This window comes from Chromobacterium sp. INPA-IVC (assembly GCF_059047085.1).
The window spans coordinates 208,452-222,896 of sequence record NZ_JBTNLS010000001.1; the positions used below are offsets into that span (position 1 = coordinate 208,452).

At 68.1% G+C, this 14,445-nt stretch carries 5 protein-coding genes; 4 read left to right on the forward strand and 1 reads right to left on the reverse strand.

The window, feature by feature from the left end; translation table 11 throughout:
- The first annotated feature begins 48 nt into the window (after positions 1–48).
- Entirely contained in the window at positions 49–1,605 is a 1,557-nt protein-coding gene (locus ACX17K_RS00985) for an MAC/perforin domain-containing protein (RefSeq protein WP_493773304.1), read from the forward strand.
- Between the two features lie 83 nt (positions 1,606–1,688).
- On the opposite strand, the gene ACX17K_RS00990 is transcribed toward ACX17K_RS00985, so the two are convergent.
- Positions 1,689–3,734: a TonB-dependent receptor gene (locus tag ACX17K_RS00990; RefSeq protein ID WP_493773305.1), complete on the reverse strand. Its 2,046-nt coding sequence runs from the start codon at positions 3,732–3,734 to the stop codon at positions 1,689–1,691.
- Between the two features lie 252 nt (positions 3,735–3,986).
- Between ACX17K_RS00990 and fes the strand changes: the two genes are divergently transcribed.
- The 3 genes from fes to ACX17K_RS01005 all read left to right on the forward strand — a co-directional run bounded on the left by fes (position 3,987) and on the right by ACX17K_RS01005 (position 14,180).
- Positions 3,987–5,306, forward strand: coding sequence for an enterochelin esterase (gene fes / locus ACX17K_RS00995; RefSeq protein ID WP_493773306.1), 1,320 nt, complete (start codon positions 3,987–3,989; stop codon positions 5,304–5,306).
- 71 nt (positions 5,307–5,377) lie between these two features.
- Positions 5,378–5,590 (forward strand): MbtH family protein, encoded by a 213-nt coding sequence (locus ACX17K_RS01000; protein ID WP_021477819.1) that lies wholly within the window; start codon positions 5,378–5,380, stop codon positions 5,588–5,590.
- A 103-nt stretch (positions 5,591–5,693) separates the two neighbouring features.
- Complete coding sequence (locus ACX17K_RS01005; protein WP_493773307.1) at positions 5,694–14,180, forward strand: amino acid adenylation domain-containing protein; 8,487 nt, start codon at positions 5,694–5,696, stop codon at positions 14,178–14,180.
- The last annotated feature ends 265 nt before the right edge of the window (positions 14,181–14,445 follow it).

Sequence of the window (14,445 nt, forward strand, 5' to 3'; positions counted from 1 at the left end):
TCCGCAGCAAATGCAGGTCAGCTTGGCAACCTCCCCGGCGTGACTTCAATGGGCATGGGTTATGACGTGAATGGTTTGTACGCCAGCCCGGAAAGCCTGCTCGGCCAACCCTTGTTCGATTTCGGCGGCGAGCTGGACAGCATCGAAATCGAGGGCCGCAGCTACACCTTTCCCCGCAGCATGCATGTACACACCTATTTCCATTCCGACTTCAAACAGGACGTCAGCAAGGAAATCGAAGAGTATCGGGAAAAGATGAGCCAGCACGTCGGCGTATCGGGCCGCTACAAGCTGTTCAGCGCTTCGCTCAATGTGGATTTCTCCACCACTGACCAGAAATTGACCGAGATCTCCTACAGCTCGACGCGGGAAGCCCACGTATTGTGGTACATCAACCTGCCGGGCGCCGCCACGCTGCGCGCCATGCTGCGCCGCGACTTCCGCGAAGATCTGAACAATCCGAAGATGCCGGCGATGGAGCTGTTCCGCCGCTACGGCGCTTATTACGTGTCCGAGGCCGCGGTGGGCGGCCGCCTGGACTACAGCGCAGCGACCAAGACGCTGAAGCTGGACAGCAGCCAATCCTTGTCCACGTCCGCCGAGATGTCGTACAAGGCGCTGGTGGGCGAGATCAAGGTCGAGCACGGCTCGGAGATGGAAAAGCAGATCAACAGCTTCCGCAGCAGCTCCACCATCCGGCTGACCGCCACCGGCGGCAAGCCGGGACTGACCGACCGCATTCTGCATGGCCCGGACTCGCAGCAGGCGTTCTCGCAGTGGGCGGAATCGCTGCTCGACTATGCGACGCTGATGGACTTCGCCAGCGAAAGCCTGCGTCCGATCTGGGAATTGGCGGATTCGGCCGAGCGAAGGGCCGAACTGGAAGACGGCTTCCCTGAATTCATGAAGAAGTCGCAGGAGCCGATCGCCAAGGTGGACAAGGTGCTGCTGATGGATACCAGGCCGCCGATGGTGAAGGCCGGGGACGACAGCGGCTCCGGGGCGTCGGAGGATCTGGCGGTGTTCAACCCCAGCGCCTCCAACGGCTACAAAATGGTGGGGCAGTTCGGCCAGCGCAACCACTCCAGCGTGGCTGACGGCAATACGCCCATCTTCAAGGATCTGTTCGACCTGGGTGTGTTGAAGGCGCCGGTGGGCTGGCAGCGGGTGTGGGATGACGCTGGCTCCAGCAAGGCCAAGGATTACGCGTGCTGGCGCGCCATTCCGCCGCAAGGCTACCGGGCGCTGGGCGACGTGATGATGCTGGCCACCAGCGGCTACACGCCGCCCAACCTGCCCGACTATGTCTGCGTGCATGAAAGCCTGTGCGCCGATGTGCAGACGCTGCAGAGCCGGATCTGGAAAGACAAGGGCAGCAATGCCCGCAAGGATGTCGCCCTGTGGCAGACCGGCGCGGCGAATACCGTGGGCTCGTCTTGCTTCGTCGGCGTGCCCAACTACAACGATCCGCCGACTTCGTCCGACATCGCCCGCCTGCGCGGCAGCATCGCTTGCGTGAAGACCAGTGCGATCGCGTCCACGCAGGAGATGAAGACCGTGCTGAGCCAGCATCAGGGCATGGAAGCGATGATGGCCAAGCTCTGATCGGGGTCTGACTGGGCAAAAAAAACAAGGCTGCCGGAAGGCAGCCTTGTTTTATCTCACCGTCTGCGCCAGGCGGGACGGGATCAGTTGAAGCGGTAGTCCACCGTCACGCCGACCGTGCGCGGCGCGCCGATCACCCCCAGATTGTTGCCGCGGGCCGGAATCTGGGCGTAGAGCACGCCTTGATTGGTCAGATTGTTGACGTAGGCGCGCACCCCCCAGCGGGCGTCCTCGTAGCCGGTGTTCAGGTTGGCCACCGTGTAGTCGCCGGCGGTGCGGCCCGGATCATTGGTGATGTCCGAATAGTAGGACCCGACGCGGTTCAGGCTGCCGCCGATATAGAAGTTGCGCGGCAGACGCTGCTTGAAGCCCAGGTTGACGGTCAGGTGCGGCGCGTAGTTGAACTGATTGCCTTGTATGCCGGGATTGGCGGCGTCGGTGCCGGTCACCTTGGTGTTCAACAGGCCGATGCCGGCGCTGAGGGTCAGCTTCGGCGTGACGCGCGCTTTGCTTTCCAGTTCCAGGCCGTAGCTTTGCCCTTCCGGAATATTGGTGAAGCGCGACCCCAGTATGGCCTGGTAGCCGGTGTACTGGTTGAAGAAGGCATTGGCGTTGAGGCTGACGCGCTCTTTCAGGAAGGTGGAGCGGCTGCTCAGCTCGTAGGTTGTGACCTGCTCCTTGTTGAAGGTGTAGTACTTGTTGTCGTTGTCCAGGCCGGAGCCGCCGGCGTTGTAGCCTTTGCGCGCGGACAGGCCCAGAGTGGTGGATGGGCTGTACTTGTAGCTCAGGCCGGCCTTGGGCAGGAACAAGGTTTCGCCGAGGTCATAGCTGGCTTGAGCTTCGTAGCTCTGTCCGGGACCCAGCGTGGTGTTGCGCCGTTGCATCTCGCGTTCCGCGCGGCCGCCCAGATTGAGGCTCCACTTGTCGTTTAGCGCCAGCGTGGCTTCGCCGTAAAACGCCTCGGTCTTGAGGCGATCCTTGGCCGCTACGCGCGGAAAGGCGTTCATGTCCTGGTCGCGGTCGTAGTAATAGACGCCGACCAAGCCGCTCAGCCAGCCATCCTGCGGCGCGTAGGCCAGGCGGGCCTCGGCGGTGTTGCCCTTCTCGTCCAGCCTCATGCTGAATGCGGGCGTGTCGGAATCTTTGAACGCGCTGATGTTGTCGGCGTGGCCCAGCAGCAGGCTGGCGCTCCAGGCGTCATTGATCTGGTATCGCAGATCGGCGCTGACGGTGTTGTTGAACGAGTCCTGATAGCGAGCTTCGGTCGACAGGCGGTGATACTGGTAGTCGAAGTAGTTGCCGTCGACGTAGTTCAGGTATTCGCCCTTGTTCTTGCGGTGCGACACCGTCAGCTTGGCGGTGAAGCCCGGCAGCGCGCTGGGCTTCCACAGCAGCTTGCCGCGGAAGCTGCTGTTTTTCACTTCGGACGCGTCCCAAGGCATGGCACCCGGGTAATCGATGTAGCTGTGGCCGTTCAGACCTTCGGCAGTCAGGCGGAAGGCCAGCTCATCGGTGATCGGACCGGAGATCATGCCGGCCAGCGTCACTTTGCCGTCTTTGTCTTCATAGCCGGCGCGCAGCGCGCCTTCCCAGTCGAAAGTCGGGTCCTTGGTGTTGACCACGATGGCGCCGGCCATGGTATTGCGGCCCTGGGTGGTGGACTGCGGGCCGCGCAGCACTTCTATCTGTTCCACATCCCATGGGCTGGCGTCGACGTAGCGCTGGCCGTTCCAGCTTTCCGACATGCCGTCCACCGTGGTGCTGACGCGCGGGCGGGAGCCGGAGACCAGCGTGTTGTAGCCGGTGCCGGGGCCGGTGCCTTCCACGCCGCGGATGTTGATGATGCCGGCGCCGTTGGCCGTGGCGTTGGGGGTGGCTGCTGCCGCGTCATAGACCGATTTGATCTCGCCGGTGTCGGCGTCGCGCAGCACCGATACCGCGGTGGTGGTGTCTTTCAGCGAACGGTTGATCTTCTCGCCGGTGACGGTCACGGTAGGCAGGGCGGCGTCTTGTTGGTCGGCCGGAGCCGCCAGCGCGGAGTGGGGCAGCGCCATGCCTCCCAGGCAGGCCAAGGCCAGCAGGGTGGCGTGGGCCAGGGCGTCGCGCTTGCGGTGCGGGAGTTTTTCCATCGTTCCAGATTCCTCATTGTGGTTATTGTCAGATTGACCGGGGGCGGTTCTGCGGCGTCGTCTGGCTGGCGAGGAATCGTTGGCTAATGCGGCGGACGGAACTGTGGGGCCGGTGCTGACCCGTTGAGATCGTTGCGATCAACAGATACGAATGATAATATTTATCATTAACAATATGCAATAACTTAACGCGAATTGAATTGGCCGGCAGCGGCCGCATTCATTGCGCGGCCTGGATCGGTGGAGAACGTTGTGGAATTGAATCAAGTGGCTGTGGAAAGCGCGGCTTGGCTGCAACACCCGGAAGCGGGCGAACCGCAATGGTGGGACCGGCTGGCCGCCGCGGGCGCGCCGCTGCGCGAGCGGCTGCCGGATGGGCGCGTATGCGTGACTTTCCTGTGGCGGGACCCTGTCGGCGGTCCTGTCGCTTCGTCCATTGTCCGCGTGTACGCCGACGTCAACTCCGTCACCGACCACCACAGCCCGCAGCCGCAATCGTTGTCCCGCCTGGGCGATACCGACGTCTGGTGGTGGCAGGCGGTGTTGCCGGCGGATTGGCGCGGCAGTTACGCCTATATCCCGGTAGCGGCGGGACAGACGCCTCCCGTTCCCGGCGGCGATATCCGCCAGAACCGGCTGCGCCATCGCGAATGGTGGCTGAGCATCATGGTCCAGGCCGTCGCCGATCCGCTCAACCCCGCCGCCGGCTACCGCAGCAGCTGGGGCGCCAGCTTGTCGCCGCTGCATCTGCCCGACGCTCCGGACCAGTCCGCCTGGGCCGCCTGGGACAAAACCGGGCAGGGGGCCGATCCGCGCCGCCTGACGGAAATCCGCTGGGACAGCGCCATGCTCGGCAAGGCGCGCCGGGTCTGGATCTACCACACAGGCGAGGTTTCTGTCGGACAATGGGCCGGGAGGCCGCTGGCGATCCTGCTGGACGGCCAGCATTGGGCGCAGCGCCTGCCGGTGTTCGCCGCGCTGGACGAGGACACCCGCCGCGGCCGTTTGCCGCCCGCGGTGTATTTGCTGATCGACAGCATCGACGGCAAGCACCGCGAGGAAGACCTGCCCTGCAACGCCGAATTCTGGCTGGCCTTGCAAAAGGAACTGCTGCCGCAGGCGGCGCTGATCGCGCCGTTCAGCGGCCGGGCCGATTGCACAGTGGTGGCCGGGCAGAGCTATGGCGGCCTGGCGGCGATGTTCGCCGGCCTCAACTGGCCGGATCGTTTCGGCTGCGTGCTCAGCCAGTCCGGCTCGTTCTGGTGGCCGAGCGTGGAATTGCATGAAAAGGCGCGCGCGGCGAGCGCCCGCCGCCTGCCGGGCAGCAAGGGGCGCCTGACCGAGCGGCTGGAGGCCGGCGAGACGCCGCCCGGACGGCTGCGCGTGTTCCAGGAGGTGGGCAGCCGCGAGGAGGTGATGGTGGACGTCAATGACAGCCATCGCGCGGCGCTGGAGGCCGCCGGGCACGACGTGCATTACCAGATATTCGAGGGAGGGCATGACTGGCTGTGCTGGCGCGGCGGTTTGTTGCAAGGGTTGGGCTGTCTGTGGCGGCCCTGGGTCGCCCCCTAAAACAAACCAGAATCGTCCGATGGCGGGCCAAGCCCGCCTGCAGGCCGGCTCGCCTTGCTGGAGTGTTCGCCATGAGCGCGGAGCAAACCAACCCTTTCGATGACGAAAGCCTTTCCTTTCTCGTCCTGGTAAATCACCAGGACCAGCACAGCCTGTGGCCGTCGCAACTCGCGTCGCCCGCGGGCTGGCGCGCCGTATTCGGCCCGGCCGGCCGCGGCGCGTGCGTTTCCTATCTCGACGCCAACTGGACCGACATCCGTCCGCGATCGCTGCGCAGCGGTTAAGGCCGCCGTTTCCTCATTTTCGCATCGTCCCGCCCATGCCGCAGGCCTGGGCGCGGCTGGCTGCGCGCCGGCCGTTCCGATTACCCGCATCCGGGGAAGCATCGTGTTGACCATTGAAACAAAACCCTCCGCCGTCGAGCGCGAGCTGCCGCTGTTCGGCTCGCAACTGGGCATCTGGCTAGCGGACCAGATCGCCGAACAAAAGAACACCTACACCGTCGCCCACTGCGTCGAACTGGACGGCGCGATAGACGCCGAGCGGCTGCGGCAGTCCATCCGCTTGGGCCTGGCCGAGGCCGACACTGTCGTCGCCCAGTATCTGGAAACGCCGGAGGGCCCGGCGCAGCTTCTGCGGCAAGGGTTGAGCGCCGAGAGCCTGCCCCTTCCCGAAGTCCATGACCTGAGCGCTGAGGCCGATCCGGAAAGCCTGGCTCGGCGGTGGATGCGCGAAGACTTGTCCGCCGGCCTGCCGGCCGACGGCGAGCGGCCGCTGTATCTGCACCGCCTGTTCAAGCTGGCTGGCGGCGCGGGCGAGCGCTGGTTCTGGTATCAGCGTTACCACCATGTCTGCGTTGACGGCTACAGCTTTGCCGCGCTGACTCGCCGCATCGCCGATATCTATCAGGCTTTGAGCCGCGGCGAAGCGCCGTCGCCGTCGCCATTCGTTTCTTTCGCCGATGTCGCGGCCGAGCGCGACAACTATCTGGCCAGCCCGCGCTGCGAGGAAGACCGCGCGTTCTGGCGCGACTACGCCGCCGCGCTGCCATCTCCGTCCACCCTGTCCGCGCGCGACGCGCTGGCCGGAGATGGCGCGGCCAATGTCGAGGTGCTGCGCCGGCGTTTTGAAATCGCCGGAGGAACGGCGGCGCCGCAGGCCATGGCGGCCGTTTTCGCCTACCTTGCCAGGATGAGCGGCAAGAGCCGGGTGGCGATGGGCGTGCCTTTCATGCGGCGCATGGGGTCGGCGGCGCTGCGGGCCGTGGGCCCGGTGGTCAACGTGCTGCCGGTGGCGCTGGATATCGACGATGGCGACGATCTGGCTACGCTCGCGCGGCGTTTGGCCGACGAATTGAAACAGGTGCGCCGCCATGAGCGCTACGATGCCGAGCAGATCCAGCGCGACAGCGGCATGGTCGGCTCCAACCGCGCCTTGTACGGCGCGACGCTGAACCTGAAGATCTACGATCAGTCGCTGCGGCTGGGCGAGGTGGCGGGCGTCACGCTGCCGCTGGCGGTGGGGCCGATAGACGACATCGAATTCGGCCTCTGGCAGCAGGGCGAGGCGCTGGTGGTGGAGCTGAGCGCCAATCCGGCGCGCTATGACGAGGCCGAGCTGGAATGGCATGCGTGGCGGCTGCGCGGCTTCATCGCCGCCTTGGCTGGCGGCACGGCTGTCGGCGACGCGCCCTTGCATAGCGCCGCCGAGCGGATGGCGCTGGACGAGTGGGCTCAGGGGCCGCGGGTAGCCGCGCCGGCAGGCGTGCGCACCGCGCTGGACGTGTTCCTGCAAAGCGCCTTGCAATACCAAAATGAGACCGCGTTGGCATGCGGCGACGAGCGGCTGAGCTACGGCCAGCTGTCGGCCCGCGTGGCGCAGCTGGCGCGCGAGTTGCTGGCGAGCGGCATCGGCGACGGCAGCGTGGTCGGCGTCGCGGTGCCACGCAGCGCCGATACCGTGGTAGCGATACTGGGTACCTTGGCGGCCGGCGCCGCCTTCCTGCCGCTGGACCTGGATTACCCGCCCGAGCGGCTGGCGATGATGTGCGAGGACGCCGCGCCGGCGCTGCTGCTGACCCGCTCCGACGTTCGCGGTCGCTTGCCGGACCTGCCGGCGCTGTGCCTGGACGACGAGGCGGTCCGCGCGCGGCTGGCCGCCCGCGCCGCCCAGCCGCTGGACGACGCGGAACGGCTGCGTCCGCTGGACGGCGACCGGCTGGCCTATATGATCTACACCTCCGGCTCTACCGGCAAACCTAAGGGCGTGATGATCGCCCACGCCAGCTTCCTCAACCTGCTGTTGAGCCAGCAGACCGGCTTGTTCGGCGACTTCATCCGCTCCCGCGGCCGCCGGGTGCGCACGATGCAGACAGCCTCGCTGTCTTTCGACGGAGCGCTGGAGCAGCTGTTCTGGTTGCTGATGGGCCAGGAAGTGCATCTGTGCGACGAGGAGCTGCGCCGCGACGCGCAGCAGCTGGTCGATCTGGTGCGTCGCGAGCGCATAGACGAGATGGACGTGCCGCCATCGCTGCTGCGGCAGATGTTGGACTGCGGCCTGATGGACGACGGCCACTGGCAGCCCGGCATGGTGATGGTGGGCGGCGAAGCGGTGCCACCGGCGCTGTGGAAGGAGATGCGCGGCTACTCACAGCTGCATTTCCATAATTTCTATGGCCCGACCGAATACACGATCTCCGCGCTGGGCGCGCCGGGCTCCATCGCCGAAGAGCCGGTGGTGGGCCGGCCGGTGGCCAATACCCGCGCGCTGGTGCTGGACGCCGCGCTGCGCCCGGTGGCCATAGGCGTGGCCGGCGAGCTGTACCTGGCCGGCGCCGGCCTGGGCCTGGGCTATCTGAACCGCCCGTCCTTGACCGCGGCCCGCTTCGTCGCCAGCCCCTTCGGCGACGGCGAGCTGATGTACCGCACCGGCGACCTGGTGCGCTGGAACGCCCATGGCCAGATGGACTTCATCGGCCGCGTCGACCACCAGATCAAGGTGCGCGGCTTCCGCATCGAGATGGGCGAGGTCGAGCACGCGCTGGCCAGCCTGCCGGGCGTCAACGCCGCCGTGGTGCAGGCCGAGGCGGTTGGCGGCAGCCACCGGCTGATCGCCTATTGCACGATGGCCGACGCCGGCCGCCACGAGGAGGCCGGCCTGTCCGCCGCCTTGCTGGCGCAAGTGGCCGAGACGCTGCCGGACTACATGGTGCCGTCGGCGCTGGCGGTGCTGCCGGAATGGCCGGTCAACATCAACGGCAAGATAGACCGCAAGGCGCTGCCGGCGATCCGGCCGCAGAACGCCGCCGCAGGGCGGGAGCCGGCCAACGACGCCGAGCGCTTGCTGTGCGCGGCGGTGGCCCGGGTGCTGAACCTGGGGCAGGCCGGCCCCGACGAGGACTTCTTCCAACTGGGCGGCGACAGCATCTCGGCGATGAGCCTGGGCACCGAGCTGCGCCGCGCCGGCTTCCTGCTGCGCCCGCGCGATGTGTTCGCCAAGCGCACGCCGGCCGGCATGGCGGCGGCTCTGCAGCCGCTGTCTGCTGTTAATCCGGCAGCCGACGACGCGGCAGGGCCCTTGGGCAAGCTGCCCATCGTCAGCTGGTTCGCCGAGCAATACGGCATGGCCAGCCGCTTCGTCCAGGGCGTGTGGCTGAAGGCGCCGGCGGCGCTGGCCGCCGAACACCTGGCCGCCGGCCTGCTGGCCTTGCAGCGCGCCCACCCGGCATTGCGCAGCCGCGCCGCCGACGGCCAGCTGCATCTGGACGCCGCGCCGTCCGCATTGGACGTGCGGGTACTGATCAAGGCCGCGCCGGAGGCGACGCCGGACAGCCTGTTCGAAACCGCCTGCGCGCGGCTGGACCCGGAAAACGGCCTGATGTTGCAGGCGGCGCTGCGGAGTGGAGCCGACGGCAAGCATCTGTTGCTGGCCGTTCACCACCTGGCGGTCGACGGCGTGTCTTGGCGCGCGCTGCTGCCGGAGCTGCAGTCCGCCTGCGAGGCGGCGATGGCCGGAGAGGCCGTCCAACTGCCGCGCGAGGACTTTGGCCTGCGCGAATGGGCGAAGACGCTGGCCGGCCAGGCGCCGGCCCGCCGCGGCGAGCTGGCGATGTGGCGCGGCATGCTGGCCGCGCCGGCCGACGCATTGAGCGCCAAGGCGCTGGACCCGGCTCGAGACCGCCACGACGCGGCCCGCCACCGCCGCGCGCTGCTCGGCGAGGCGGCCAGCGCGGCGTTGCTGCAAAAGCTGCCGAACGCCTGCCGCGCGACGGTGGAGGAAATCCTGCTGGCGGCGCTGCTGCTGGCTTGCCGCGGCGAATTCGACGCGCCGCGCTTGCGCGTAGGTTTGGAGTCGCATGGCCGCTACGCCAGCGACGACGGCATGCATCTGGGCCGCACCGTCGGCTGGCTGACCGCCGAATATCCGGCGCTGTTCGACCTGTCGGCCCGGGCGGCCGGCGACGCGGCGGCTCTGGAGGCGCTGCGCGCGGTCAAGCGCGTGATGCGGGCGATACCGGACCACGGCCTGGGCTATGGCGTGCTGCGTTATCTGGACGACGAGCATGGCCCGGCCCTGGGCGCGCTGGAGGCGCAGAACCGCCCGGCGTTGCTGTTCAACTACCTGGGCCGCTTCCAGGCCGGCGAAGGCGAATGGACGCCGCTGGCCGCCGGCGGCCGCTTCGCCGACGCCTTCGCCGTCGACATCGATCCGGCCTTGCCGCTGCAATACGGGTTGGAGGCCAATGTTTTCGTCGACGAGTCCGGCGCCGCGCCGCGCGTGGCGGTCAACTGGACCTGGGCCGACGCGCTGTTCGGCGCCGACGCCATAGAGCGCCTGGGACAGCGGATGGATGGCGCGATCGCCGCGCTGGCGCATCTCGCTGAACGCGATCCGCTGGCCGCGGCCGATACCTTGGTGGCCGCTGAGACGCTCGGCGCCGGCGGCGCGCCGCTGTCCGACGCCGAGCTGGCGGCGCTCTGCGCCCGCCACGGCAGTCTGGCCGCGGCGCTGCCGGTGCTGCCGCTGCAGCAGGGCCTGCTGTTTCACGCCCAGCTGGGCGAGGCGGCCGGCAAGTACAACTCCATCACCCGTGTCACTTTCGAAGGCCCGCTGGGCAGCGACAGGCTGCGCGCGGCGCTGGCGGCGGTATTGCGCCGCCATCCGCAGCTGGCCGCCGGTTTCGACAGCGAGGCCCAAACCGAGCCGTTGCAACTGCTGCCGCTTGCGCTGCCGGAATGGCCGTGGCGCGAACTGGAGCTGGCCGCCTCGGCCGATGAGGCCGAGGCGCTGCAGGCGCTGGAGCATGAGGAGCTGAACCGCGACTTTACGGTCGGCGGCCCCGGCGACGGCCCGCTGCTGCAGGCCACGCTGGCGCGCCACGGCCAACTGTCCACGCTGTTCCTGACCGCGCACCATTTGGTGGTCGATGGTTGGTCCACGCCCATCATGCTGCGCGACCTGCTGGCCGCCTACGGCGACGGGCCGGACACGCTGCCGTCTATCCGCGTCGACTACCCCAGCGTGGTCCGCGCGCTGGCCGCGCGCGATCTGACGCCGGCGCGGCAGCTGTGGCTGCAGACGCTGGGCGGCGTCAAGCCCACGCTGCTGTTCGGCCAGCAGACGGCCGCGCCGGAAGTGCGGGAATTCGAGCTGGTGCTGCCGCAAGCGCTGGAAGACGCGCTGACCGAGCGTTGCCGCGAACGCGGCCTGACCCTGAATACCGCGATGCAGGGCATGTGGGGTGCGCTGCTGTCGGTGCTGACCGGCCGCAACGACGTGGTGTTCGGCTCGCCGGTGTCGGGCCGCTTCAGCCCGGTGGACGGCGTGGACGAGCATATCGGCCTGTTCAGCAACACCATTCCGGTGCGGGTGGTTCTGCGGCCGGACGCGCCGCTGTGGGAACAGCTGGCCGATTTGCAGGCGCGGCAGATCCGTCTGCTGGAGCATGATGGGCTGGGCCTTGCCGAAATCCAGCGCCTGGCCGGCGCGACCACGCTGTTCGACACGCTGCTGGTGGTGGAGAACTACCCGGATCAGGACATGCAGTCGCGCGACTACCACTGCGCGCGCATCGCCTCGCTGCGCAACCGCGGCCATACCCACTATCCGCTGACGGTGCTGGCGCTGCCGGGAGACCGGCTGCGCCTGCTGATCGAGTACCGCAATCTGGTGAAAGAGCCGCAGCAGCTGGCTGAGCGGATGCTGGCGCTGCTCGAGCATCTGGCCTACCGGCCCGAGCTAGCATGGTCGGCCTTCGACCCGTTGACCGGCGCCGAGCGCGAGCTGATCGACAAGGTCAACGCCACCGCCGTCGTCATACCCGAAGCCACGCTGCCGGCCTTACTGGCGGCCCAGGCCGCCAGGACGCCCGACGCGCCGGCGCTGCTGGACGAGGAGCACGCGCTCGGCTACGCCGAAACCCGCGCCCAGGTCGGCCATCTGGCCGGAAGGCTGCGCGCGGCCGGCGTCAAACCGGGCGACATCGTCGCCGTGGCGCTGCCGCGCTCGGTGCACCTGAGCTTGGCGCTGATGGCGGCGCAGGAGGCCGGTGCCGCCTACCTGCCGCTGGACACCGGCTACCCAGACGAGCGGCTGGCCTATATGGTGGCCGACGCCAAGCCGGCGCTGATCGTCACTTGCGCCGAGCTCGCGCCGCGCTTCGCCGACATGGGCGCGCTGCTGCTGCAGGACGAGTTGGCGGTGGAGCCGCAGGCCTTCGACGCGCCGGCGCTGACACCGGACCACGCCGCCTATCTGCTGTATACCTCCGGCTCCACCGGCCGGCCCAAGGGCGTGCTGGTTTCGCACCGCGCCATCGTCAACCGCCTGCTGTGGATGCAGCACGAGTACGGCCTGGGCGCGGACGACGTGGTGCTGCAGAAGACGCCTTGCAGCTTCGACGTGTCGGTGTGGGAGTTCTTCTGGCCGCTGATCGTCGGCGCGCGGCTGTTCATGGCGCCGCCGGACGCCCACCGCGACCCGGAAGCGCTGCTGGAGCTGATCGCCGCGCGTGGCGTCACCACCTTGCACTTCGTTCCGTCGATGCTGGCGGCGCTGCTGGCGCACATGCAGGGCGACGCGGCGGCGCGTTCGGCCCAGGCGGCCGGCCTGCGCCGGGTGTTCTGCAGCGGCGAGGCGCTGTCGCGCGAGCTGGCCGACGGCTGCGCCGGCCTGATAGACGCGCCGCTGCACAATCTGTACGGCCCGACGGAAGCGGCGGTGGATGTCAGCTACCAGCCGGCGGCCAAGCCGGCGCCGGAATCGGCCAGCGTGCCCATCGGCCTGCCGGTGTGGAACACCGCGCTGCGGATACTGGACGCCGCGCTGCGGCCGGTGCCGGTCGGCGCGCCGGGCGAGCTCTATCTGTGCGGCGCGCAGCTGGCCCACGGCTATCTGGGCCGGCCGGATCTGACTGCGGCCCGCTTCGTCGCCGATCCGTACGCCGACGGCGAGCGGATGTACCGCACTGGCGACATCGCGCGCTGGCTGCCGGACGGCGCGGTCGAGTATCTGGGCCGCAGCGACGACCAGCTGAAGATACGCGGCCAGCGCATCGAGCTGGGCGAGATCGAGGCGGCGCTGCTAGCGCTGCCGGGCGTCGCCCGCGCCGTGGTCCACGCCCGCGCGCTGGGCGGCCAGGCGGCCCACGCCGCCGGCGCCGACAACCGCCAGCTGGTCGGCTATGTGATCGCGTCCGATCCGGACAACCCGCCCGATGCCGACGCGCTGCGGGCGGCATTGGCCAAGGCGTTGCCGGCGCATATGGTGCCGGTGGCCGTGATGCGCCTGGCGGATTTCCCGCTCAGCGCCAACGGCAAGCTGGACCGCAAGGCGCTGCCGGAGCCGTCCGCTATGGCGGCGGCCCAAGGCCGCGAGCCGCGTCCGGGCCTGGAGAGCCGCATTGCCGCGTTGTTCGCCGAGACGCTGGAGAGTAATGCGGTGTTCGCCGACGACGACTTCTTCGCGCTGGGCGGCCACTCGCTGCTGGCGATGCGGCTGGCGGCGACGCTGCGCCGCGAGTTGAAGCTGCCGGTCTCGGTCGGCCAGATCATGAGCTCGCCGACGGTGGCCAAGCTGACGGCGGTGTTGTCCGACGCGGGTCTGGCATCCGATCCGGCGCTGGCCGGCTTCGGCGAGGTGCTGCCGCTGCGCGCCGGCAAGGGGCGGCCGCTGTTCTGCATCCACCCGGCGTCCGGCTTTGCTTGGCAGTACAGCGGCCTGTCGCGCCATCTGCGCCCCGGCCTCGCACTGGTGGGTCTGCAGTCGCCGCGCCCGGACGGCGCCATCGCGCGCTGCGCCGACATGGACGAGGTGTGCGAACGCCATCTGGCCAATCTGCGGCGCATCCAGCCGCAAGGGCCGTATCACCTGATCGGCTATTCGCTGGGCGGCACGGTGGCGCAGGCGTTGGCAGCCAAGCTCAGGCAGCTGGGCGAGGAGGTGGCCTTCCTGGGCCTGCTCGACACCTATCCGCCGGAGGGTCAGGACTGGAACGGCCCGACCGAGGACGAGGCCAAGGCCGAGGTGGCACGCGAGCAGGAGCTGTTCATGTCAGCCACGGAGGACGCGGCCGACGCCTTCATGCTGCGCGAGAAGACCGAGATGTTCGGCCACATCGTCGCCAACTACCAGGACGCGGTGCGTCTGCTGTCGCAGGCGCGCACGCCGCGCTACGACGGCGAGGCCACGCTGTTCGTCGCCCGCCGTACCTTGCCGGAAGGCATGGACGTGCGCGAGACCTGGCGGCCGCACCTGGCCGGCCTCTCCGTGCATGAGCTCGATTGCGCGCACGAGGACATCGTGTCGCCGCAGTCGCTGGAGACTTTAGGACCGTTGCTGGATGGCATCCTGAAGGAGGTGGACAGCCTGGGGTGATGGTGCGTTTTGCCTTGTGCTGGATAGGCAAGGCGCATTGAGGACGCGGAAATGCCGCGCTTGGTAATCAGGCGCGGCATTTTTTTGCAATGGGATGTTTGCTCAAGATCTTTGCTGGGTCACTGCTGTTTTCTGTGTAATGCCGGTTAGGAAAAGACCTTGCATAAACGGCTAGGCCATGTCTGAACGGTCGGAGTCACAGACATCTGTTCCAGACGTCCCTGATCTTGTGAGTCGGGTGGTGATTGGCTTGGTGAGAACCGGC